This window comes from Dyadobacter soli (assembly GCF_900101885.1).
Classification (GTDB): domain Bacteria; phylum Bacteroidota; class Bacteroidia; order Cytophagales; family Spirosomataceae; genus Dyadobacter; species Dyadobacter soli.
In genome coordinates this window covers 326,265-348,944 of record NZ_FNAN01000002.1, presented here as the reverse complement: position 1 = coordinate 348,944, position 22,680 = coordinate 326,265, and the positions used below count along the sequence as shown (strand labels likewise).

Sequence of the window (22,680 nt, the reverse complement as noted above, 5' to 3'; positions counted from 1 at the left end):
ATAGTGAATGTGTAATGATTGATTGGTAACTACTTTTTAAGTTCTACCTTCCTGGCAAAGCCAGCAATATCAATGGGCGGTATCTTCGCACCGTAATGCCTATTGATCGCTTTGATTACTTCATTTGCAATAATGGCTTGCCCGAGCGCTGTGGGATAAATTCCGTCGGAGGAAAAGAAGTTGCCGCGTGCAGTTCCGTCAATTAACACTCCGTCATCCGTTCTGTATCCTCCTTTGTGAATGCGTTGGTAAAGGTCAAAAAGATCCACTACGGCCAGGTCTTTTTCTGCTGCATACTCCCTGATTTTCGAATTGTAGAAAAGCTCGGGATCACTTTCATAGGTTTCTCCATAGTCAATTACCTCGATGTCATCGAAGTTAGCTGAGAATGCGCGGCCTTTGAACCGTTCACAAAGTCCATGCAGCTTGGTTGTCGGGATTAGTGAAAACGGTTTTAAGAAGTTTACCACCCCATCCGCGGTGCCATTCCTATCAAAAGTTATATATGCATTTTGAAACTCTTTCATCGAGTACCAGTTCATATAAGGCAAATCCTGATAACGTGGGACTGTAAAAATTACACCTTTTTTGCCCCTTAAATGGTAGTTGATGGCATAGTCAGTAATTCTACCGGAGTTCATGATCGGGCCATTAAAACAGTCGTTGAAGCGCCCGATTTCTCTGGTCCGCTGGACTCCAATCATCCAGCGGTCGAAAAATTCCTCAATAACGATGAAATTATAAGGGATTTCGGTAGGAACATGCCCATTAAACCGCGAAAACGGGAGCTTTGGCAAGTCACAGTTTTCACAACCCCAACCTGGAACATACCATTCAGTGCTCCCTTCAAACAGTCCATAATTGGAAATCTTTCCCTGGTACGTCGGCATGGCTGCTGGGCTGCCGGGAGAAACCGCAATGGTGTTGTTGACAACTCTGTCCCACTGCGGATAGTCGCCTTCCGTATTACGGTATACGTAATAGCCAGTACCATTGTAATGGTCCCTGTCAAACAGCGGCATCGCGAAATTTGTGATACCCATCTGGTGCGCGAGTAAGTTCGTGTAGTTTGCCTGCTGGCTTTCACGGGTAATGCCGCCGTTCATGACACCCGCTGTGAGCCCACCTCCGAATGCAATCATCTCCATCTCCTGTCCGGGTTTGAGCGCCCGCCCGAAATCTGCCAGCGGGACCGGTGCGGACAGCCATTCTTCTATTTTCAGTCCCGACTGCCGCTCGATATTATCGTGAATCATCTCAGGATATTTCCCCATCGGGTGAATCCGCATAAAAGGCCCGACCGTCTTCGCCGAATCTTCGGCCGTCGGAATTTCAATGGGTTTGACGGGAATCGGATCAGGCCAACTATTGCCCGGTTGATTACATGCCGTCAGAATAACCAGGAACAACATCTTCTTCATAGCTAACTTGTTTTAAGTGTGGGAAGGAAATTATCTGTTCAAATGCACCAGCTTTTTAATCGTGTAACTATCATTGACCTTTAACCTGCAAAACAAAATCTCATTCGTTTTATCGGGTAGTTCTTTTACCTCGTATTGCCATTTTCCTTTTGCGTGCGGGTTGTTCATGACGGTTTTGACCACATTTCCCTGTATATCGGTAATGTCCAGTTTCACGTCGCTGTTCTCGTCGGGGACGTTGAATACTATGGTAATGCTTGTGGTGTAAGGGTTTGGGTAGGCATTTAGTGCAAAGCCGGGTTGCTCGGTTTGTGTGCCTTCCGCACTTTCCGCTCCTTCGCGCTGGCTAACATACTGTCCGATATTAGTCGCCGCCGAAACATGCCAGTTGCCGATCGCATCTTTCATATAGCATTTCATGCCGAACCAACTTTGGTCGGTCGTGTACACGCTCGACGTTCCGCCTGCGACACCCTGGTTGTTGATGTGGGTTGAATTCCAATGGTACTGCACGCCGCCGGAAGGAGCGGTAAGCGTCCGCCAGTCGTTGCTCTTGGAATAGGTGAGGAGCGGAACGTAGCTGGCGGGAACAGGATTCGTAAGTGCGCCGATCGTCGCGGCCCATTTGTTGGCGAGCCAGGTGAGGCCTTTTGTTGCTCCCGGGCCTTCGTAAAAATGGGTACTGTCGACTCGGTAATCGTCAATTCCATCGCTTATTGTAGTCGTCCCGGCACTTCCATTTACATAGTCAGTATCTGCTCCGCCGAGAATTGTTGAACCCGAGGGCGTGTTGCCCTGACCAGCTCTGATCGTTGCGTTAATCGGCCCGAACTTGCTGATCGTTGCTTTGCAAATGTACCAGGTAAGGTTAGGTGCAGCGAAATCAGACCGGGACTTGGCAATAACCGCTTGCAGTTTTGTTTGATAATCGGCGGCGCTGCTTGCTTTAAAGATCGGGTTCACATTCGGATCCGAATCGGTTTCTCCCTGGTGCCAGAGCACAGCCCGTACGCCGAACAATGAGCTATAATAATTCAAGGCAGTTTTCAGCGCTGTATAGGGCTGGCCGTAGTAGTCCTTCGGAACCATAGAACCTCCCATATAGCCGAGACAAACCTGCGCTCCGGTATAGGGGTGTTTGGCCTCGACGCCATCAGCGCCTTGTTTCCATTCCGTAACGCTCGACCCTCCCGTTGCTGCGTTAAAAAAAGCTACCGGCATGCCTCCATTTGCGTCGGAGATTAGTTTGCCAAGTATCGCATAAGCCCACACTGTAATTCCGGTAGGCCCCAAAGCACCTAATCGCTTCATATCATCGGAGGTGTTCAATGGAAACATATGGGTAAATGATTCCGGTAATTTTCTCGTACAAGTCTTTTGCTCGGACGTTCCCACGACCCACTCCGGTATGCCCGCACTAGGAGGTAATTGATTAGACAGGATAGGAATGCCTTGGGCATTTGATTGGCCGGCAATGATAAATACATCACCTACCCCAAATTTATTAGCGGTGTAAACAACTCCGTTCACCAGGATTTCGCATAAGTACCAGCCTTTGTTCACCACGGGTAGCGCGTAAAACATGCCATTGGGCGCCAGGCCCAAATTTGTCGCGGGCCCGGGTGCTCCCGCGACGCCAGTCGGGCCTACTGGGCGAAACCTGTAACTGACTGTAACAGCCAGATTGCTGTAATTAAGCTGGCCTGCGACGGTCACGGTGGCCGTGTTGAGTGTATTGCGCTGGATTACACTGTTAGTGACCGGATAAGACAGTGATACTGTTTGTGCATAGCAGACATGAGCGAGAAACCTGGTGAATACGCATATCCACACGGATAGTGTTTTCATTTTCAAGAGATCAATGTTGGTTGATGAATGTTATTTTTGAAATCCTGTCGTCTGTACGAAGCCCGCTATGTCGATCAAAGGAATGTTAGCCCCGTAGTGCTTATTAATTGCCTTTGTCACCTCGTTAGAAATAATGGCCTGTCCGAGCGGTGAGGGATAAATTCCATCCGACGAAAAGAAGTTGCCGTACGCGGTTCCATCCACCAACACGCCATCGTCCGTTTTGTATCCTCCCTGATGAATCCGTTGATAAAGGTCAAAAAGATCGACCACAGCGAGGTCTTTTTCTGCCGCATATTCCCTGATTTTACCGTTGTAATGTTGTTGCGGGTCGGACATGAACGCTTCGTCCTCGTCTATTACTTCGAAATCTTCGAAATTGACTCTGAACTCTCCTCCGCGGCTGAAATTTTCAAAAAGGTGATGCAATTTAGCTGACGGGATCATGGTGAAGGGCCGTGAGGCGTCTACGATCTGATCGGCGATGCCGTTACGATTAAAGCTGATGTAGAGTCCCCATCCTCTTTTGATTAGCTTGTGGCGAGAATACCATTCCATGTATGGTAAGTCCTGATACCGTGGAATTGTAAAGATTACACCTTTGGGACGACTGCCAAGAATACCATTGAGTGCGTAGTCAGTAATCCTGCCGGAGTTTAAAATTGAGCCGTTGAAGCTGTAAACGCCGATCTGGCCTGTCATTCGAATACTCCGCATCCACCAATCGAAAAACTCTTCGATCACGACGAAATTGTAAGGCACGTCTTCTCTGATTTTACGAAATGCCTGACCTGGTTGTGGGGGGATGTAGCGTTTGATCCGTGAGAGAAGAAGCTTATTCAAGCCGCAACTTTCACAATTGGCGCCATGTACATACCGCTCGGCATCGCCGTCCGGCATTGCATAGTTGGAAATTTTCCCCATGTATTCTGGCATCGTCGGCGGACTGCCTGGCAAAAGTGAAATGGTATTATTCACAACCCGGTTCCACTGCGGATAGCCGCTTTCCTTCTTACGATATACGTAATAGCCGGTACCATTGTAGTGTTCCTTATCAAAAAGCGGCATTTCAAAATTTTTGATCCCCATCTGATGCGCCAGCAGGTTGGTGTAATTGGTCTGCTGGCTTTCCCGGGTAATGCCGCCATTCATCACGCCGGCGGTCAGGCCTCCTCCGAATGCGGCCATTTCCATCGCCTGCCCGGGTTTAAGGATGCGGCCAAAATCGGCCAGCGGGTTCGTTGCTGAGAGCCATTCTTCTATTTTGAGCGTCGGCTGTTGGTCGATATTGTCATGGATCATCTCCGGATGTTGGCCTATCGGATGAATGCGCATAAAAGGTCCGTTTGTCCGCGCCGAGTCTTCGGCAGTAGCGACTACGAAGGGCTCGCCGGGAACAGGGTCGGGCCAGCCGGTGGTGGGTTGATTACATGCGGTCAGGGCGAAAAGCAACAACATCTTCTTCATAGCTAGTTTGTTTTTGGTAAAACATTAGAAAATAGAACTGAACGCGGATTGCCAAAAGCCACTTGCAGCAACGCCAAGGCTGCTGGAAACAGATTAGCGTTCCCACTATTGAATGGTAAAAGTCCTGGAAGAAATAGTTGAGTCCTGACGCGTAGAATTAATGACCGTCAAGTGTGTTGCAATACAAATGCATTTGCTTTTTAAAAGCAAGGAAATTGTAACCGGATGAATAAACGGTTAGACAATTATCAAACGGTGAGAAGCCTTGCCGCCATCGAAAACTGCTCGCGGTAGACGATCGGACTATCGAGCCATTCGAGCATGGGCGGGTTCGATTTCCTGAAAAGCCGTAATGCCTTCCGCAGCTCCCAGCCAGCTAAATCGATATCGTTCGGCAAAATCTCATCCTGATTATCCTTCTTATCATCGATCTTCAAATACCACTCCGGCCGGTGCACATAAATATACCGTACATCCCAATCGCTATTCACCGAAGCAAACCCCCAGGCCCTGCTCCCGCTCTCAACGGCGTAGAGGATTTTGATGTCGTGTTGGGCTTCGAGGCGGGATAGTTCTTGCTGGATTTCGGCGGTCATCGGATACTGTACAATTAGTAGTAAGCGGCAATATAGTGGTTTTCAATATCGCTGGCGTTGTGAGCGTGCACGATCATTGTTTGATTTTCTTAGGTGCACTGAGTATCATTGTTTTCCGGACAAGTTTTTCGCAAAATACTGATACACTAATGAACGACGGAACCGACTACACTCCATCTATCGACGACAATCTGTTGAATATAACAGATAAGGAGCTCTTGAATCTGTACGAGACAAGCGGCATTGCGAAATGCGAAATCATGATTCAGGAGTTGGATGTGGATGCTGATCTCGACATTAGCCTTATCCTGGAAATCCATCGGACGGCCTTTTCTGAATTGTATGACTGGGCTGGGAAATGGCGTTCTGTCGAAGTTCAGGTTGGAAGGCATGCTCCTCCGCATCCGTCACAGGTTCCGGCGTTAGTGTATCAGTTCTCGGATGACCTCAATTTTCGACTAAAAAGAGTGAAGGAGAAGGAAGAAGTCGCAGATTTACTGGCTTACTTACACCACCGGTTTGTTTGGATTCACCCGTTTAATAATGGTAACGGCCGCACTGCGCGTTTGCTTTTGAATGCTGCTGCGATGATCAAAGGCTTCGAGCCGATACAGCTATATCACCGGGAAGGGGAGGCGAGGGTTGAATACATCCATGCATTAAGAATGGCAGATGGAGGTGATATTAAGACGCTTACTGCCTTAATCCTTCGAGAACTCACGCCCCTTTAACTCTGCCTCCCTCAATAAGGCGATCACAATGGCTTTCACCTGTTGTTCAGGTACTTCCTGATTTTCCAATGCCATGCTGCCGGTTACCGATTTGGTAACCATTGAGGTAACGTAGGCTTTTTGCCGGAGTTTGGCGTATTTTTCGAATAGTTTCATGATGTTAAAGATAAGAACTTTTGCTTCTCCGACGCATTGTAAATTTGAGAGCACTTGAATACGATAGCGTTTAGGGATACTTTCGTTACGCAAGTTCATTGCTACCAAATTTTCGACCGTAATTATAGCTTGTCGGACTTGACGACGCTATTGGTAAGAGCGTCATCAAAGCCAACTTCTTTCAATACACAGCAAATCAATAGGATTCGAAGTTTCTTTGTCAGGTAAAATAATTCACGACCTTGTTTGGTGCTATCATTTCTAAGACGGTAAAAATGTGAATAGTAGTGCCTTGAATCCTTCGTACTTTCAATTATTGATCCTTCATCTTCAAATTCTGTTTTGACCAAGTCGATAATTTTGAATTCCTGAATGAGATTCCCGATCGAGGCTTTGAAAGCCCTCTCCTCATTTCGAAATCTTGAATGAAATCCTTCTAACGCCTGGACGATATTTAGGAAGTTGTTAATCTCAAAAACTTTTTTGCGTTTGACGCTCTCTATCAAGTATCTGCGTATTGGTAACATCTCTGCATTAAGAAGAAACCACCTACTAAGTATTTCTTGTAAAACTTCCTTGATATCATCGTGTTGAAACAAGAATTTCGAAAAAGGCTTTTCCTTTGTCATTTCCACACTTTCAGGAGAGAGAAATAGTTCAAGTTTAATTGGGAACTCATCATGAGAGCCACCCGTATCTGATTCCCAGAAGAGTGTGGTAGATTTAACCGATACAGTTGATAACGTCGCAAGAGACAAAAAATCTTGAAATAGGCGCATGGGTTTGCAAAGATCGAGATAGGAGAGATCGGTCTGAGTTTCGATATCCAGGAAACAAGTTTGTACAATTTTACGATCATATCTGCTCGAACCATTGTAGCTGTACTGGTAACCGAACTTTAAAAGAAAGGTATTGTCAATATTTACAGAAATAGAATCAGGATATTGGTAAATAAAAGAGAAGCCTGATTTGTCAAAGTTATCGGGAGAGAAGCCGGTAAATCCAAGCCAATCTTGAAGATGAGAATACTCAATTCGCAGCTTTTTGAATATTTTCTCATCGCGCTCATCTAACTGGCATCCTTGAAGCACGTGATCAATAAGGTAGCTAGTGAGTGGCAAGTCAGCATTGAAATTTAGACTTGATGCGCCTGATATGCAGCCCATTAAGGAATAATCTTTGCCGTCTGATCCATGACCGAGAATAAGGGGTATTACCGTCGATTTATCCCATTCAATAGAGTCAAAAAAAACCTCTTGTGAACTACCCCTAAGCGACCCGAATAGCTCCAAACGAAACACATCATGATCGATGTCTAGAATTCCTGCAACTTTGTGATTTTCATTACTTGGAAGAAACCAGTAACCCTTGATAGGAAATATTGTCGCCATGAGCTGATTGGGATTTTTCTATTTTAAGTTATGCAGAAAACATTCTCACGAATACTAACTGAGCGAATTTATTAGATTCAGGTCGGAATGTATTGGGTGAACAAACTCCCGTTTTGCCCTGAAAATACCTAGCGCCGGCCGTTAGAAAATTCCCCATTCTTTCACTTGCGTCTCCCAATTTTTCTCCCGAATATTCCCACTTCCCAAAAAATACGCGTAAAATGAAAAAGCTCAAAAGTATTGCCCTGTTATGGTGTGGATCAGGTGAAAGCCCCAAGGCGCTTACGCGAGCGCGGGACACCTAAGACAGGGCATTTTATACATTTCATCCCAATAAATACGTGTCTCATGAACAAACAAACACATTCCGAATCCCAGGATTCGGCCACACTCGCCTACGGCGAACACGTCAAAACCCTATTAACCATGAACGACCCCAAAGAATGGGTCGAAGACCTTTGGATAATCTATACGGGTTTCATGGTAGCGCAACACGAGCTCGGGCATAACCCGCATGCAAGCGATCTCTTCTGCACATTCCGCGAACTGGTATTCTTTTTCCAAAAGCTCGAAGAGCGGAAAGCGGCGTAAAACCGAAGGATAATTGGTAAAGACTCAAGGCACATTTCAACAACTCACGTTCCTCTACTTCCTCAGATAAAAAAATGGAGACCACCCAGGCAGCCTCCATTCAAATGCATTAGTGTAGCAAAGCATTACTGCGCCCCGTCAATGCCGGATTTCGAAGTCTTCTTCTCCTCAGGCGCCTTAAACTTCGCATTCGAAATCTTCAAAACCACCGCATTAGGCCAGGTTCTGTTTGTATAAAACCGTTGCCCATTTACCGCGCTCACGGCCAGGCCGAGCGGGGTAGGAGCGGAGCGGATTGAAGCGTCGAAATTGTTAACATATTCCACCAGTTCGCTGCCGTAGCCGAGTACCTCGACTTTGGTAGACGCGTTGCCTTCGATCATCGGGAAGAGGAATTCGCGGCGCTGGCCGTATTTCCATTCGTCGTCGCGCTTCTTGGTGACGAACGCGTAGATGGCCTTGTCGTCGTTGGATTGCGTGAACCAGATGTCTTTGTCGTGGATAATAGGAAGCGGTTTGACGGCGTGTATAGACTCCCCGTTCGCAAAGTTCCATAGGGCGATTTCACGCAGGAGCGCCTCCTGTTCGATCTGGATTTCGCCGTTCGGTTTGGGGCCGACGTTCAAAAGGAAGTTGCCGCCCTTGGCGCGGATTTCGATGAGCATGTTGATGATCTCCGTGCCCGATTTGTGCGGGTCGTTGGTCGGTTTGTATTGCCAGTCGGTGCCCATCGTGTAGCAGGCCTCCCACGGGCGCGGCGACGCTTTGTCGGGGATGTTCTGCTCGGGCGTGTTCATGGCGTCGCGCGTGATCACGAGCTCCGGTTGCAGGCTCCACGCGCACTCGCGCAGGCCGTCGCCGGGGCCGTCGAAGAACATAATGTCGATTTTGCCGTAGTTCGTAAGCAGTTCTTTAATCTGCTCCTTGTCGTATTCCATCAGTTTCGGATTATTCATCGGGAACTGTCGCTTATCCTGCAACCGGCCGAGCGGGATATTGTTCTGGTGGAAAAACAGGAAATCTTCCGGCGAAAAATAGAGCCCGATGGCAATGCCCTGCTTGCGGAACGCGGTGATGATTTCCTTCGTCACGTCCCGTTTGAAAGGCGTATTCATCACATTGAAAGTCGTCGTTTTGGTATCGAACATGCAGAAACCGGCGTGGTGCTTGGTCGTAAAGACGACATATTTCATCCCCGCAAGCCGCGCCATCGTTGCCCATTCGTCCGGATCGAACTTTTTGGGGTTAAAAAACGTCGGCAGCTCCTTCATATACCGATTGATATAGTCTTCCGAAGCCCCCGCGAGCGAATGGCTGATCACCGTCCCTAGCGACACGTCGACATTCCAGTGAATGAACATCCCGAAACCCAGGTCCTGAAACCATTTGACGCGGTCGGGTTGGTTGGTGGTTTGCTGGGCGTAGGAGGTTGCTGCCAGCGTGAGCAGGAGGAAAAACGTGAGAAATTTGGATCGCATTGTGAAACTGTTGTTTGAGTAAAGATGATTCTGAGGTTACGGAAATACTCCTTTTCAGCCAGAATAATTGTGCGAAGTCAGAGTTGAGTTGTTGTTGCAAATTATTCCTTCATTTGTACGAAATGAATGCATATTTTCGAAAATGAATGCATATTTTTAGCTAACAAACTTGTAGCTATTATTCCTTAATTGGCTTGTTATGAGTTATATGTAAATTTTATATCGCCAAAAAATATTCCTTCATTTTTACCATAATGTCGTATAATGAAGGAATATTTTTGCTGGCCCACCTATTGACATGACAGAGAAGATTCGAAAAATTGCGATGGTTAAAAGGCAGGTTGATATGAAGGCGACCGATCAAGCCGCAGATGATTTAGACTATTGGTTAAGTAAGACGCCGCAAGAGCGCATTGCGGCTGTTACCTTTTTGGTTAATCAAATGTTGAAACCGTCTCAGCGAATGGACAAGACGGTATTTAGTCAACGAAAAATGAAATAATGCAGCTAGCGTCTGATTTTGAGGATTTTATAAAGCTCCTGAACAAACATGCCGTCGAGTATCTCGTTGTGGGAGGCTATGCGATGGCATTTCACGGAAGACCACGCTTTACCGGTGATTTGGACATTTGGATCAATATTTCGGAAAGCAATGCGGAAAAAATGCTGGTCGTCCTGGCTGAATTCGGGTTTTCGTCTCTCGGGTATCGCAAAGAGGATTTCTTGAAGGAAAACATTATTAATCAGATAGGATATCCCCCTCTAAGAATCGATATCTTAACTTCGATTGATGGTGTGACGTTTTCCGAGGCGATAGTGCACAAACGTATTATTGACGTTGATACGATAGCAATAGCATTCATTGGTCTTAACCAGCTGATCGCCAATAAAAAAGCATCCAACAGGCCACAGGATATTCAGGATATTGTGTCACTTCAAAAAGGAAAGAAAGATGAGTGAATTCCATTGTTCCTTAGATGCCCCGCCCGTCGCGTCGCGTCTTTGCGCCTACTCCCTGGCCATAATGCCGCCGCCTCAGATCGCCGAAGAAGTCTGCGATTTCAAACAACTGTTCCGTGACGCCACCGGCAAAAGCTACGGCAGCGCCAATGCCGACGGCCACATCTCGCTGGACGGTTTCGACGCAGCGGAAGTAGATTACCCATTAATTTTAGCAGAATATAAAAGGCTAATCACTCCATTAACGCCTTTCCAGCTCAACTTCTCCGGCTTCGCCGACTTCGACCGGGCCAACTTCTCCGCATTCTACATCAAACCAACCGAAGATTCCTGCAACGCCATACGCGAACGCACGCAGGCGGTCATGAAAGGTTTCGACAAGAAATTCAAAAAGCAATACATGCAGAAATGGGCCGATGAATCGAAAAATCCGCACATGACCATCGGCCGCAGGCTTACGCGGGAATGGGTTGCATTAGCGCATTCGCTATTTAAGGAATATGAGGCAGGCTTTGTTTGTGATTCTTTCGCCATTCGCAAGTATAATGAGAAGCGGCGGCAATACGAGGTAATCGATACGATTTTGCTGTCAGGGCAGAAGCCTGTGGGGGAGCAGATTAGCTTGTTTTAGTTGAGAAGGAGGTTATGCATCATGAGTGACACTTTTCAAATACAGCCTCGCTCTGAGCATTTGAACATGGTTGTACTCCTTGATGACCGTTGTATCTTCCTCGGGCACGATGCCTTGTTCGATCCATTGCATAACAGTTTCGGTATTTTCGATCCCAAACCTGCGGCAATATTCGTTAACCGTCACCCATTCAGTCATATCAATAGTTATGCCTTGTTGCAAAAGGTACTCGCTGGTTTCCTTGATCGCAATGTCGGCCCGCTGCATTAAATCTTGAAGCCTTGCTCGAAATTCTTCCTCTGTTTCCATATTAATAGTGTTTGTATCAGACGCCTCTTTCCAGTTCATCGATCAACTTTGTCAGCAATAGAATCGTGTCCAATATCTTGTCAATTTCTTCTTGTGAAAGCATTTCGGACCGGTCACTTAATGCCTGACGTAACGCTGCTCTCATCATTTTGAGTTCGAAGAGGTTCATTTTCGCCTATATCAAATTTACAAATTGCTAGCCAGCATAGCAAGGGTTTGTTGTTCCCTAAAACATGGATTAGCCCTTGAAGCTGAACAGAATTCCGCTTACCGTCACAAGGAAATGATCAAGAAGTCGATTTTAATAATCAATCGGGAAACCGGAATTTACTTCTATGTAATAATCACTAAATTGTTGACTTTAAGGATCTGGAAAGACATCATCAGCCAATGCTCCAACACTACGCCCTTAACGAACATTACGCCGACCGCCTTTCTCACCGCCTGCTATTGGCTAAGAAATGGTGGGACAGGATCATTTTCTTTACTTTCGCCGCGGTATTTGTGTCGGCATGGCTGGGGCTGGTTTTTAGAAAGGAGGAAACCGGCGCGCTGATGGAGAATTATGGCGGGGTGTTTGCGACATGGATTTTTGAAGAACCTTATTCGCAACAGCGTATTATCGGTGTTTTCGGGTTGGTGTTTCTGATGAACGTCGCGCCGACGCTGCTATTTTTCGTGCGGAAGAACTGGATTTTCCCGAAAGCTTCCATGAATTCACGCGGGTATGCTACGGTTCAGTCCAAAGAGGTGGTAAAGCTGCCGAGGGGACGGGGCGCAACCAAAACACCGAAGGCGCATTACGTATATGTCAGTCATCCCGTAAGCGGGAAAGTATTGCCGGTTGAAATCCCGGAAAATTGGTATAACACACTCAACGCCGGAAACCAAGTGAACGCATTCTACCATCCTGGCAGCGATAATGTGCTATATCTGGTTAACAATCTGCATCCGGCCGCGGTGCATTGACTATCATTCCTGACTAAATTTTGACAAAATTCCCGGGACGTTTTCAGGAGCTGTCGCTGGCCAAGGATTTATCTTATCCCGGCCAGCAACTGAAACTCTTCTATTTTATGCTCTAAGCTACGACTAACTGTCTAGTTATCAATCGCAACCAGACTGCTTGTCACAGTACCGTCCTTTCGTGTGATCTGTAAAATGTACAAACCTGCGGAAATATGGCCGGTTTGAATGATAGCGGTTGGACGGGATGTTTCAAAAACTGATTTGCCCGTTTGGTCCAGCAGTTTCAGGGAGGCGGTATTCTTCAATAGCGCGTTGCTAAGCTGTAATCTGTCTGTCGCCGGGTTTGGGTAAAACAATGCGTTTTGTACGCCGTCAAAAGTCAAGGCTTCAATCTTACTGAATGCGAACGTGCCGTCGTTATCCACCATTTTGAGGCGATACAGGTTCAGGCCGGCGAGCGGCGCCTTATCCGAAGCATTGTAAGGTTTAACAACATGGCTTTCGTTAGCTGCCGGGATGTTTTGCAGGGTAACCCAATTGCGCCCATCCGCGCTTCGTTGTATTTCGAAGTGACTTGAATTCGTTTCTTCCGTCGTCGTCCAGCTGAGTTCAGCTTGATTTTCCAGTTTCCGCGCTCCGAAGCGAGCCAGGGTCACAGGTAAGGCTGCTTCCAGCGAGAAGCTGTATGCGGCCCCGGGAGAAGTAAGAGAATACGGCGCACCATCGCGCTCCGATTGGGACCCGACGATAATCTGCGTCTCATTCAATGCAATTGCATTGCCGAAAACCTCACCTTCGTGCCGGTCAGGTGCGGTAATCTTCGAGGTTTGTCCCCAATTTCCAATGCCGCCGCGGTTTTCGGAAAAAACCCATGCCGCCCCTGCGGTCTCGACGGGATTCTCATTTTTATAGTCGAGGTTCTCGGCATAACCGCCCACTGCGATTGAGGACCCTTTTATTGCAACCGAAGCGCCAAAGGAGGCCCTGAGCCGCAGGTCTGCCGTCAACTTCTTTTGCAGTCCCCATTGATCAGCACCCCCATTGTTTTTTGAGAAAAGATATGCAGCGCCTACGACGTATTCTGTCGTAGATTCGGTCTTTATCATCTCATTCGGGGCCCCCACCACGAGATGGTCGCCGTCAATGGAAATAGCAGAGCCGAAGGTTGCACTTTCCATTATGACAGGTGCGGTAATTTTTTTTACCAACCCCCAATTATTTGTTCCTCCCTGACCTTGTTTGAAAATGTAGGCAGAACCGGAATGCTGGAGTGCCGGGCCAGTTCCGGAATTATCATCGGAATAGGCGCTCACAACTACATATTCGCCGCTGATAGCCACACGGCCGCCGAAAGAATTGAAACTATTCCCTGCTTGCGGAAACAGCGTAGCAACAACGCCCCAATTGTTAACCCCACCCGCATTCTTTTCAAGTACATAGGTTCTGGCTTCATAATAGGCACCTGCAACTATATGGTCACCTTCGATGGCCGCGTCACTTCCGAAGTATTCGCGATATTGCCGATTGGGAGAAGTAATTTTCTTTACGAAGCCCCAGTTGCCAGGTCCTCCCTGGTCTTTTGCATATAAATAGGCAGCGCCTGCACCTTGAATCGGATTTTGGTCATTGACGTCAGTCTGACATTCAGATCCGATGATCATATAGTCGTCCTTGATGCAAACAGATCTGCCAAAAAAGTCACCTCTTGCTCTGGTGGGAGGGTATATTTTCTTGACCTGTACCCAAGTCCCGTTATCGTTGTAGAACAGGTAAGCGGCACCGGCAGAAGCGAGCACCGTTTTACCGTCGCCGGAACCATCATCATCGAATGCGCCGATCACGGCGTAGTTTCCGGAAACCGAAACCGCATTACCGAATGCACCGAGTGTAGTTCTGTCGCTTGCAACGATTTTTTTTCCGGGGTGCCATGCCTGGCCGAAGGATAGCGAAGTTGAAAAGATTAATGCGAAAAGAAATAAGAATGGCTTTCTTAGTGGGGTAAAAAATGAATGCATACTGATACTTTAAATTGAGGGATGAGTAAGTAACTACTTTTAAATAAACCGTAAGTTATGACAAATTCCCGGCTCGGACGCAATAATTAGTTTGTAGCAACCATTCTGACAAAATTCCCGGGAACGTTGTCAGGATCGCCGCCGGATTGCGCGTCTATGCCAGTTGATAAAGACTGCGTATTTAAACTTTTGGGAAACTTGGACACGACGACGGACGACGGCGCGCTTTGGCTAGCCTTCCGCAACGGCGACAATGAGGCTTTGGGCGTGATCGCCGAGCGCTACTATGGCGCGCTGCGGCGGTACGGCATGAAGTTTCTCGTCGGTGAAAGCGTTGTCGAAGACTGCATCCAGGACGTTTTCCTTGACCTTTGGCAGAACCGGGAGCGGATCAGCCAGACGCCGTCGGTTAAATTTTATCTCTTCAAAGCCATCCGGCACAGCATTCTGGGGCATATGCGCTACCAGCAGCGGTTTGCGAACGAGGAGTCGCTGGACTGGGATACATCCTTGCCCGAAAACTTCAATGCAGAGTCGCTGCTAATCGAGCAGGAGACGTTGAACGGCCTTGTTGCGCAAATGCACGCGCAAATGGAAGCGTTGCCCAAGCGTGAACGCGAGGCATTGTTCCTGCGATACTACGAGAATATGAGCGTGGCGGACATTTCCGGCGTGATGGGGGTAAACCGGCAGTCGGTTTCCAATTTTCTTCAAAAGGGTATTACCCGCATCCGCGCTAAGTGGTTTGTGACTATGGTACTAAACCTATTCTTTTTTTAAATTTTTTTCTTCGCCCGAGGGTATATCGGTTCCTGCCATTCATAATATCATAGAAATCATTTGATAAATGAAGCATGGACAGGCCTGATTACGATTTACACACCCCGGAAGATTTCCTTCAAAACGACCGCTTTCGCCATTGGGTACAGCATAAGTTATCCGAAGAGAAGGCTATCTGGGAGGATTTTCTTAACCAATATCCCGAGAAACGCCCCGCATACGAAAAAGCGGTGGCAATGATGCTCGTTATGCTAGGTAACGGTCACGACGGTACGTTGGAGAATGCCGGGCGGCTCCGTGATATGCTGAATGCTGCCGCCGCTAATGCAGAAAGCTGTCAAAGCGAGTCATTGCCGCTATGGCGCTGGCTCCGTTGGTCGGCGGCCGCGGTGCTGGTAATCGGGCTGGGTTTCTGGTGGAGCAAGGCGGGGCGTGAGACTGGAATCGCTGGCATAGGCGTAACCCACATTAGCAAGCAGGAGAATGGCCAATGGAAAATCCGTGAAAACACGTCGCAGGGAAACATGCTGGTGAATTTGCCCGACGGTTCCTCGGTATTGCTCAGCAAAGGCAGCCGCATTCGTTTCGGAAAAGAAATGAATGCGGCCGAACGCGACGTATTCCTCGACGGCGAGGGCTTTTTTGAAGTGGTAAAAAATCCTGCAAAACCATTCCTCGTGCATACGGACAAGCTCACGACGCGCGTGTTGGGCACGAGCTTCCGCGTGACCTCGTTCCCCGACCAGGCTGGGGCCGAGGTCGCTGTGAAAACGGGTAAAGTAGCCGTCGTGACTGACGGCGGTGACCCCGGGCAGCCCCTTATGCTTTATCCCAACCAACGCGTGAGCCTGATTCGTAAAAATGACCGGTTCATTAGCTCGGTAACCGGCCCTGCCCAAGCAGAAAACACCATCCCGATTGAAGTGGAGCCATTTGATTTCCAGTTTACGCCGGTGTCGGAAGCATTCAAAACGCTGGAAAGGCATTATGCGGTGAAGATTCTTTTCGATGAGGAAAAGATGAGCCATTGCACGGTGACCGCGTCCCTGGGAGACGAGCCATTCCTTGAAAAGGTCCGGCTAATTTGCCTTGCTACCGAAGCTTCCTTTGCCGTCGATGGAGATCAGGTGACGATTTCCGGAGCTGGCTGCCACCCCTAAGCGGGCCTCCCTAAGCGGGCCTCAACCCTCATAAAATTCTCACCTAACTCCTGATTTATGCAAAAACAGATCTGCAAACAATAGTATATGCCTCACCTTGAAAGTGCCCGCCGGACACTGCTGCCGACAATGCACTGCTTTTCTAAACTTTAACCAATCATGAAATTCTGAAACCAATGAAATTGAACTCAACAGGTTCCAAACAATCCGTGCGCAGTTTGCTGGGGATCCAGACGCTGCTCATGCTGCTGTTCATGCAGTTCAGCTGGGCCAAAAACGGTGCCGCGCAGGAAATGCTCAATCAGCGGATTACGATCTCGGTCGAAAACGAGCGGATCGAATCGGTCATTTCGAAGCTCGAAAAATCGGCGAATATCAGTTTTCTATATAGCCGGGAAATTATCAGGTCGCAACGTAAAATCAGTTTCGAGGCTGAAAACAAACCCCTTTCCGCCGTGCTGGACGGTATTTTACAACCGCTGGGACTGAAATACGAAGTTTCCGGCGATAAAATCGTCCTCAAAAGGCAGCTGAATACCTCCGAGGCACAGGTCGAAGAAGCTACTGCTTCTGCGACTACGGTAGCCGATGCCGAGATCGATGTCTCCGGGACTGTCACCGACAATACGGGCACCGGCCTGCCCGGCGTGAGCATTCTCGTGAAAGGTACCCAAACCGGTACTACCACGGACGCTGATGGTAAATACAAGCTTTCGGTGGCTGACAATGCTTCTGTGTTGATATTCAGTTTTGTAGGGTATATTTCGCAGGAAGTGGCGGTGGGCGGTAAGAGTACCATCGATGTACAGCTGCTGACGGACGACCGCGCATTGGAAGAGTTGGTAGTGGTAGGTTATGGAACCCAGAAAAAGGCAAACCTGACCGGAGCCGTGTCGACCATCGATTCAAAAGCGATCGAGAACCGGCCTTCGAGTAACCTCGCCACCGGAATGCAGGGCGTAACGCCGGGGCTTGTGGTGACGCGCCAGACAGGCCAGCCCGGTCGTGAAAATATCAATATCCAGATCCGCGGGGCGACGTCGGCCAATGGTAATGTAAACCCGCTCGTATTGCTCGACGGTGTAAGTGTGCCCATCAGCACAATGCAAACCATGAACCCCAATGACGTTGAAAATATCAGTGTCCTGAAAGACGCCGCCGCGGCAGCGATTTACGGCGCACAGGCAGCAGGTGGCGTGATTTTGATCACTACTAAAAAGGGTAAATCCGGTAAAGTGACATTCGACTACCTCGGCCAGCAGGGCATCGACTGGTCGCTGAACGTGCCGGGGCGCATGTCGCTGCTGGACGAAGCATTGTTTTCGAACCTCGCACGCGCCAACTCGGGTAGCGCGCCGGAATACACGGACGAAGAAATCCAGCGCATCCGCGACCGCGTTCCGTACGTGGTGAACCCCGCGGACACCTCGTCTTACTTGTATTATAACCAGGACCCTATCGCCGACCAGATCCTGCGCAAGTACTCGTCCATGAGCACGCATAACATTACCGCGCGCGGAGGAACAGAAAAACTCAACTTCCTCATTTCCGGCGGTTATTATAACAAGCAGGGTGTGTTCAAAGTAGGGCCGGACAGCTATGACCGCTATAATGTGCGGATGAACCTCGGGGCGCAGCTTACGAAGCATCTTTCGCTCGACAGCCGTTTGTCGTACACAAATGATAAAGCAAGATCGGCATCGGTGGAGGTGAATGGAGGCGGATTGATTTACCAGGTTTACCGTTTTCGCACCAGAAACCCTTTCTTCACTCCCGAAGGCCGTTACAACAGCGCCAACAACACCTGGGCGGTGCTCGAATCGGGTGGATATAATGAAAACCGCCGGAATTACTTCGATGGGGTATTCACATTGACAGCCGCCAACTTTATCAAAGGCCTGCAAATCCGCGCTATCGCGGGAACCCAGTACCGTCGCGGCGACCGTGAGGCATTCAGCCGCACCGTGCCTTTGTGGAGCAAATCCAAGGTGGCGGGTTATGTAAACCAGGTGAATGGTTACAACATTACCGACGATGTTACCAAGAACACCAACTTACAAGCATTGGTAAACTATGATTTTTCGGTAGGAAAAGACCACAACTTCGGACTGTTCGCCGGTTATCAATGGGAGGATTTCCGTACCGATACCCTTTTTACAGGCGCTACCAACCTCGTAAGCAACGACCTGCCGACGCTTAACCTGGGCGACGATAAGACCAAAAGCAACCGCCAGATAATCGCCACCTATGCATTCCAGTCTGTTTTTGGAAGATTTAATTACAATTACAAAAACAAATACCTGCTGGAAGCCACGATACGCCTCGACGAGAGCTCGAAACTGGCGCCAGGTTTGAGAAAGAAAGTATTCCCGGCGGCGTCGGCGGGGTGGAATGTACATCAGGAAAACTGGTTTGCCACAGCGATGCCATTCTTTTCGGAATTTAAACTACGGGCATCGTGGGGACGCCTTGGGGGCGCATTGGGCTCGACGATCGGGTATTATGATTACCTCAGCCAGTTGAGCCGTAATAACAACCTCGTGCTCGGCGATTCCCGCACGTCCTATATTAACCAGGGCTCCATTCCCTCGGCGGCGCTTTCGTGGGAGACTATCGAAACGACCAACTTCGGTATCGATATTGGTTTGCTGCAAAACCGTTTGCAGTTCAGCGGGGATTATTATGTCAAATACAACCGCAATATGCTTACGCCGCAGCAGTTACCGGCCACTATTGGCGTAGGTACGCCGAGGAAGAACAATGGTGAGCTGAAATCGTGGGGCTGGGAGACGGAATTGCGTTTCCGGGACAAGATCGGGAAGGATTTCAACTATTCGGTCGCGGTTAATTTCTCGGATAACAATAACAAACTGCTCAATTTCTCGGGTACGACGGTCGTAGGCGCCGGTACCAACCGCCTGATCGAAGGTTATGCGCTCAATAGCATTTGGGGCTACCAGACCGCCGGTTATTTCGCCACGGCCGACGAGGTGAAAGGATGGGCGTTCCAGGATAACCGTGCTGGCGCAGGAGACGTGAAATATGTGGATTTGAATGACGATAAACGTCTCTCCGTCGGAAAAGGTACTGTGGCCGACCACGGCGACCTGGTTTTGCTGGGTACCACTGCTCCGCGCTACCTTTTCGGGGTTACATTGGGTGCCAGCTGGAAAGGTTTCGATTTCAGCGCATTCTTCCAGGGCGTGGGCAAGCGCAGCTATCGCGCCAATCCCGAATCCATTGCGCCGCTGCTCGTGACCTGGAAACAGGCAATGGGCATTCACAGTGATTACTGGACACCGGAACACACCGACGCATTGTTCCCAAGACCTTACACCGGCGGTACGCACAACTACCTGGCTTCGGACAAATGGACGCTCGATGCGAGTTATGTTCGCCTGAAAAACATCCAGCTGGGCTACACGATCCCGTCGCGCATTACCGAGCGGATCAAAGTGTCACGGGCGAGGCTGTTCTTTTCGGGACAAGACATCCTGACGATCTCCGGCCTGGGTAAATTCCAGGGTTACTTCGATCCCGAAACACGCGACGGCGTCGAAAACGACTACCCATTCTTCGCGACGGCTTCCGTGGGTGTGAATGTATCATTCTAAAAATCTGACTGATCATGGCTTTTAATCAAATACCAATGAAAATATATATTAAAAGGGCTTTTGTCGGCCTGTCGCTGCTGGCCGGGCTGGCATCCTGTGACGTGAACCGGTTGCCCGAAACGAATATCAGCGACGACAGTTTCTGGACTTCGGAATCGGACATCAAAACTGCTAACAATTATCTATATACGTTCCTGCCCGGGTTCAGTAACGACGAGGTATGGTCGGACGACGCATTCGGTCTGGCTGCGAGTACGATTAGCGACGGCTCGCGCCTTGCGCCGGCTACTGCCACCGATTACAACTCGCCGTACACGCTGATCCGCGCCGCTAACAACATCGTTGAAAAGGCGCCTAGGGCGGCGGTTACCCCGGCTGTGCTGGACCGTTACCTCGCCGAAGCCCGCTTCTTCCGTGCATGGGCCTATTTCAGTTTGGTGCAGAAGTACGGAAGCGTTCCGCTGATCCTGAAAACGCTCGATGAAAGCAGCCCCGAGCTGCGCCAGCCTGCCGCGGCACGTAATGTGATAGTGGACCAGATTTATTCCGACCTCGATTTCGCCATCACCAATTTGCCTACCATCACGATATTAGGCAATGCCGACTATGGCCGCATTTCTAAAACCGCGGCGCAGGCATTCAAAGCGCGTGTGGCGTTGGTGGAAGGGACATTTGCAAAATTCCATTCCAAAGGCGACGCTACGAAGCATTTGACGCTCGCTGTGGCGGCCAGCAAGGCGGTTATCGATAGCAAGGAGCATGCGCTGTTCGGGAATTACTTCGACCTTTTTCAAATGGCGGGGGAGGGCCGTCAGAACAAGGAGAATATCATTGTAAAGCAATATGGCGTGTCGAATACCGAGCGTGTGCTGACGCATAACTATTACCGTGGTTCGCTCGAAACGGGCAATGTGAACCCTACGAAATCGCTTGCTGATTCGTACCTGATGAAAGACGGCCTGCCGATCAGCAAATCGCCGCTTTGGTCGATTCCCGACTCTTCGCACAAGGTGTTCCGCAACCGCGACGCACGTATGAGCGCCACATTCATGAAGCGCGGAGATGCGATGATGACGACGAAGCCGATCTTCGACATTGCTAACCTGGTATTCAACAAAACTGGCTACATGTTCCGCAAATTCGCGAACATCGACGACTGGAATACGCAGAACTCGACTATCGACCGCCCGTTGCTCCGCTACGCCGAAGTGCTGCTGACTTTCGCCGAAGCATCCTACGAGTTGAACAACGCCATTACCGATGCAGAGCTGGATATGTCGATCAATCTCCTGCGCGAACGCGGGCAGATCGCGAAACTGACGAATGCATTTGCCAAAGCCAATGGGCTCGATATGCGTGAAGAAATCCGTCGCGAGCGCCGCGTCGAGCTTGCGCAGGAAGGTTTCCGGTATTGGGACATCATCCGTTGGAAAACAGCTGAAACGGAGCTGGTGAAGCCGGTTTTGGGTAATTTTTATTTCAAAAGCGAATTCGCGGCCGCTACCGTAAACCTCACGCCGGACAATGTGATCCTCGTGCAAGCCGCCAGCTTCCGCAAATTCGACCCGGCGAAGGACTACCTCTGGCCATTACCGATCAACGAAATCGCATTGAACCCGGAACTCGATCAAAATCCGGGGTGGTGATTTGAAGGGAGGAAAGGGAAGAAGGGGAGGAAAGGGAAGAAGGGGAGGAAAGGGAAGAAGGGGAGGAAGGGAGGAATGGGAGGAATGGGAGGAATGGGAGGATGGGAGGATGGAGGATGGAGGAAAACCCTTCCTCCTTTTCTCCGTCCTCCTTTCCTCCCTTTTTTATCCACCAGTTACAACCGATAGGCCAGCAGGTGCATCCTCCTTTTATAAACCACTAAACCTATGCAGACCAGATTTATCACCATCCTGTTTTTGGCAACAGCCCTGTTCACATCGTGCAAACCTGAAAACGATGCGCCGATCAACCCCGGACCGGAACCTGTGCCTTACCGTATCGAGAGCGACAGCATCGAAAGCGGCAGTTACCTCGATATTGCTATTGGCGACGAAGCCGTGGCAGTTTATCCCAAGATCCAGGCGTTGCAAGCCACTAAGGGCGTTTCGGCGATGAATATCGTCAGCAACATTTTCTCAGATCTCAGCCCATTGCGCGAAAGGATTCCACTGTACGAATACATTTTGCTCGATCAGAGCCGGGGAACCGATACGGGCGTTCAGATCACGGCCAAGGAAGGAAAAGTGAGCGCGATTTACCTCAATAGCGGCAAAAAGCTCAGCCAATGGCCCGAGAAGGAAAAGGCTTCGTCATCCGTACGCATGGGTGACGATGTGGCGGCTCTTCATGGCAAGCTTACCAACATCCGTGGCAACAAAAGCTATTCATCCAAATTCGAACGCATTTTCTTGATGACCAAAACCCTTTCCACCGCCTATGATCCGGCCATGGGACAGTCGCCGCAATGGTACTTCGGGTATTCGACCGGCCAGGATAAGATGGATCAGATCCAGGTGCACTTTGAAGCCGGTAAGGTGAAGAAGATCAGGATTGACCATTATTCGAAGTATTGATA

Annotated in this window: 20 protein-coding genes; 11 read left to right on the top strand and 9 right to left on the bottom strand. The window is 49.1% G+C overall.

Annotation, left to right across the window (positions count from 1 at the left end):
- Positions 1-29 precede the first annotated feature (29 nt).
- From BLQ88_RS03755 to BLQ88_RS03740, 4 genes are all read right to left on the bottom strand, one after another.
- Entirely contained in the window at positions 30-1,421 is a 1,392-nt protein-coding gene (locus BLQ88_RS03755) for an SGNH/GDSL hydrolase family protein (RefSeq protein ID WP_090146855.1), read from the bottom strand.
- Between the two features lie 30 nt (positions 1,422-1,451).
- Entirely contained in the window at positions 1,452-3,269 is a 1,818-nt protein-coding gene (locus tag BLQ88_RS03750) for a sialate O-acetylesterase (protein WP_090147119.1), read from the bottom strand.
- Between the two features lie 30 nt (positions 3,270-3,299).
- The gene (locus BLQ88_RS03745; protein WP_090146853.1) at positions 3,300-4,736 is read right to left on the bottom strand and encodes an SGNH/GDSL hydrolase family protein; all 1,437 of its coding nucleotides are present in this window, start codon (positions 4,734-4,736) and stop codon (positions 3,300-3,302) included.
- Positions 4,737-4,984: 248 nt separating this feature from the next.
- Positions 4,985-5,332 carry a nucleotidyltransferase domain-containing protein gene (locus BLQ88_RS03740; RefSeq protein WP_229212560.1) on the bottom strand — a complete coding sequence of 116 codons (348 nt, stop codon included), beginning with the start codon at positions 5,330-5,332 and terminating at the stop codon, positions 4,985-4,987.
- 149 nt (positions 5,333-5,481) lie between these two features.
- Between BLQ88_RS03740 and BLQ88_RS03735 the strand changes: the two genes are divergently transcribed.
- Positions 5,482-6,063: a Fic/DOC family protein gene (locus BLQ88_RS03735; protein WP_090146851.1), complete on the top strand. Its 582-nt coding sequence runs from the start codon at positions 5,482-5,484 to the stop codon at positions 6,061-6,063.
- Here the strand turns inward: BLQ88_RS03735 and BLQ88_RS03730 are convergent.
- Both BLQ88_RS03730 and BLQ88_RS03725 read right to left on the bottom strand, forming a co-directional pair.
- Positions 6,034-6,219: a hypothetical protein gene (locus tag BLQ88_RS03730; RefSeq protein ID WP_143016790.1), complete on the bottom strand. Its 186-nt coding sequence runs from the start codon at positions 6,217-6,219 to the stop codon at positions 6,034-6,036. The genes BLQ88_RS03735 and BLQ88_RS03730 overlap by 30 nt on opposite strands.
- Positions 6,220-6,341: 122 nt before the next feature.
- Positions 6,342-7,610, bottom strand: coding sequence for an ApeA N-terminal domain 1-containing protein (locus tag BLQ88_RS03725; protein WP_090146847.1), 1,269 nt, complete (start codon positions 7,608-7,610; stop codon positions 6,342-6,344).
- Between the two features lie 348 nt (positions 7,611-7,958).
- Between BLQ88_RS03725 and BLQ88_RS03720 the strand changes: the two genes are divergently transcribed.
- Complete coding sequence (locus tag BLQ88_RS03720; RefSeq protein WP_090146845.1) at positions 7,959-8,201, top strand: hypothetical protein; 243 nt, start codon at positions 7,959-7,961, stop codon at positions 8,199-8,201.
- A gap of 125 nt (positions 8,202-8,326) precedes the next feature.
- Here BLQ88_RS03720 and BLQ88_RS03715 read toward each other — a convergent pair whose 3' ends face one another.
- A complete protein-coding gene (locus BLQ88_RS03715) occupies positions 8,327-9,679 on the bottom strand; it encodes an alpha-L-fucosidase (RefSeq protein ID WP_090146842.1) in 1,353 nt (450 codons plus the stop codon).
- Positions 9,680-9,977: 298 nt separating this feature from the next.
- Between BLQ88_RS03715 and BLQ88_RS03710 the strand changes: the two genes are divergently transcribed.
- The 3 genes from BLQ88_RS03710 to BLQ88_RS03700 are packed head-to-tail and all read left to right on the top strand — an operon-like array spanning position 9,978 to position 11,270.
- Complete coding sequence (locus tag BLQ88_RS03710) at positions 9,978-10,181, top strand: hypothetical protein (RefSeq protein WP_090146841.1); 204 nt, start codon at positions 9,978-9,980, stop codon at positions 10,179-10,181.
- Positions 10,181-10,639 carry a nucleotidyltransferase gene (locus BLQ88_RS03705; RefSeq protein WP_090146839.1) on the top strand — a complete coding sequence of 153 codons (459 nt, stop codon included), beginning with the start codon at positions 10,181-10,183 and terminating at the stop codon, positions 10,637-10,639. The genes BLQ88_RS03710 and BLQ88_RS03705 overlap by 1 nt, the downstream gene beginning before the upstream one ends.
- A complete protein-coding gene (locus BLQ88_RS03700) occupies positions 10,632-11,270 on the top strand; it encodes a 2'-5' RNA ligase family protein (protein ID WP_229212559.1) in 639 nt (212 codons plus the stop codon). The genes BLQ88_RS03705 and BLQ88_RS03700 overlap by 8 nt, the downstream gene beginning before the upstream one ends.
- A gap of 12 nt (positions 11,271-11,282) precedes the next feature.
- Here the strand turns inward: BLQ88_RS03700 and BLQ88_RS03695 are convergent, their stop codons facing one another.
- On the bottom strand, positions 11,283-11,579 hold the full coding sequence (locus tag BLQ88_RS03695) for a hypothetical protein (RefSeq protein WP_143016789.1): 297 nt from the start codon (positions 11,577-11,579) through the stop codon (positions 11,283-11,285).
- A gap of 390 nt (positions 11,580-11,969) precedes the next feature.
- On the opposite strand from BLQ88_RS03695, the gene BLQ88_RS03690 reads away from it, so the two are divergent.
- Positions 11,970-12,548: a hypothetical protein gene (locus BLQ88_RS03690; protein WP_090146833.1), complete on the top strand. Its 579-nt coding sequence runs from the start codon at positions 11,970-11,972 to the stop codon at positions 12,546-12,548.
- A 131-nt stretch (positions 12,549-12,679) separates the two neighbouring features.
- Here BLQ88_RS03690 and BLQ88_RS03685 read toward each other — a convergent pair whose 3' ends face one another.
- A complete protein-coding gene (locus BLQ88_RS03685) occupies positions 12,680-14,563 on the bottom strand; it encodes a T9SS type A sorting domain-containing protein (RefSeq protein ID WP_090146831.1) in 1,884 nt (627 codons plus the stop codon).
- Between the two features lie 198 nt (positions 14,564-14,761).
- On the opposite strand from BLQ88_RS03685, the gene BLQ88_RS03680 reads away from it, so the two are divergent.
- From BLQ88_RS03680 to BLQ88_RS03660, 5 genes are all read left to right on the top strand, one after another.
- Complete coding sequence (locus tag BLQ88_RS03680; protein ID WP_090147117.1) at positions 14,762-15,343, top strand: RNA polymerase sigma factor; 582 nt, start codon at positions 14,762-14,764, stop codon at positions 15,341-15,343.
- A gap of 74 nt (positions 15,344-15,417) precedes the next feature.
- Entirely contained in the window at positions 15,418-16,503 is a 1,086-nt protein-coding gene (locus BLQ88_RS03675) for a FecR family protein (protein WP_090146829.1), read from the top strand.
- A gap of 176 nt (positions 16,504-16,679) precedes the next feature.
- Positions 16,680-20,117 (top strand): TonB-dependent receptor, encoded by a 3,438-nt coding sequence (locus BLQ88_RS03670; RefSeq protein WP_090146827.1) that lies wholly within the window; start codon positions 16,680-16,682, stop codon positions 20,115-20,117.
- A gap of 35 nt (positions 20,118-20,152) precedes the next feature.
- Positions 20,153-21,763: a RagB/SusD family nutrient uptake outer membrane protein gene (locus BLQ88_RS03665; protein ID WP_090146825.1), complete on the top strand. Its 1,611-nt coding sequence runs from the start codon at positions 20,153-20,155 to the stop codon at positions 21,761-21,763.
- A gap of 228 nt (positions 21,764-21,991) precedes the next feature.
- Positions 21,992-22,678, top strand: a complete 687-nt coding sequence (locus tag BLQ88_RS03660) for a hypothetical protein (RefSeq protein ID WP_090146823.1) — start codon at positions 21,992-21,994, stop codon at positions 22,676-22,678.
- The last annotated feature ends 2 nt before the right edge of the window (positions 22,679-22,680 follow it).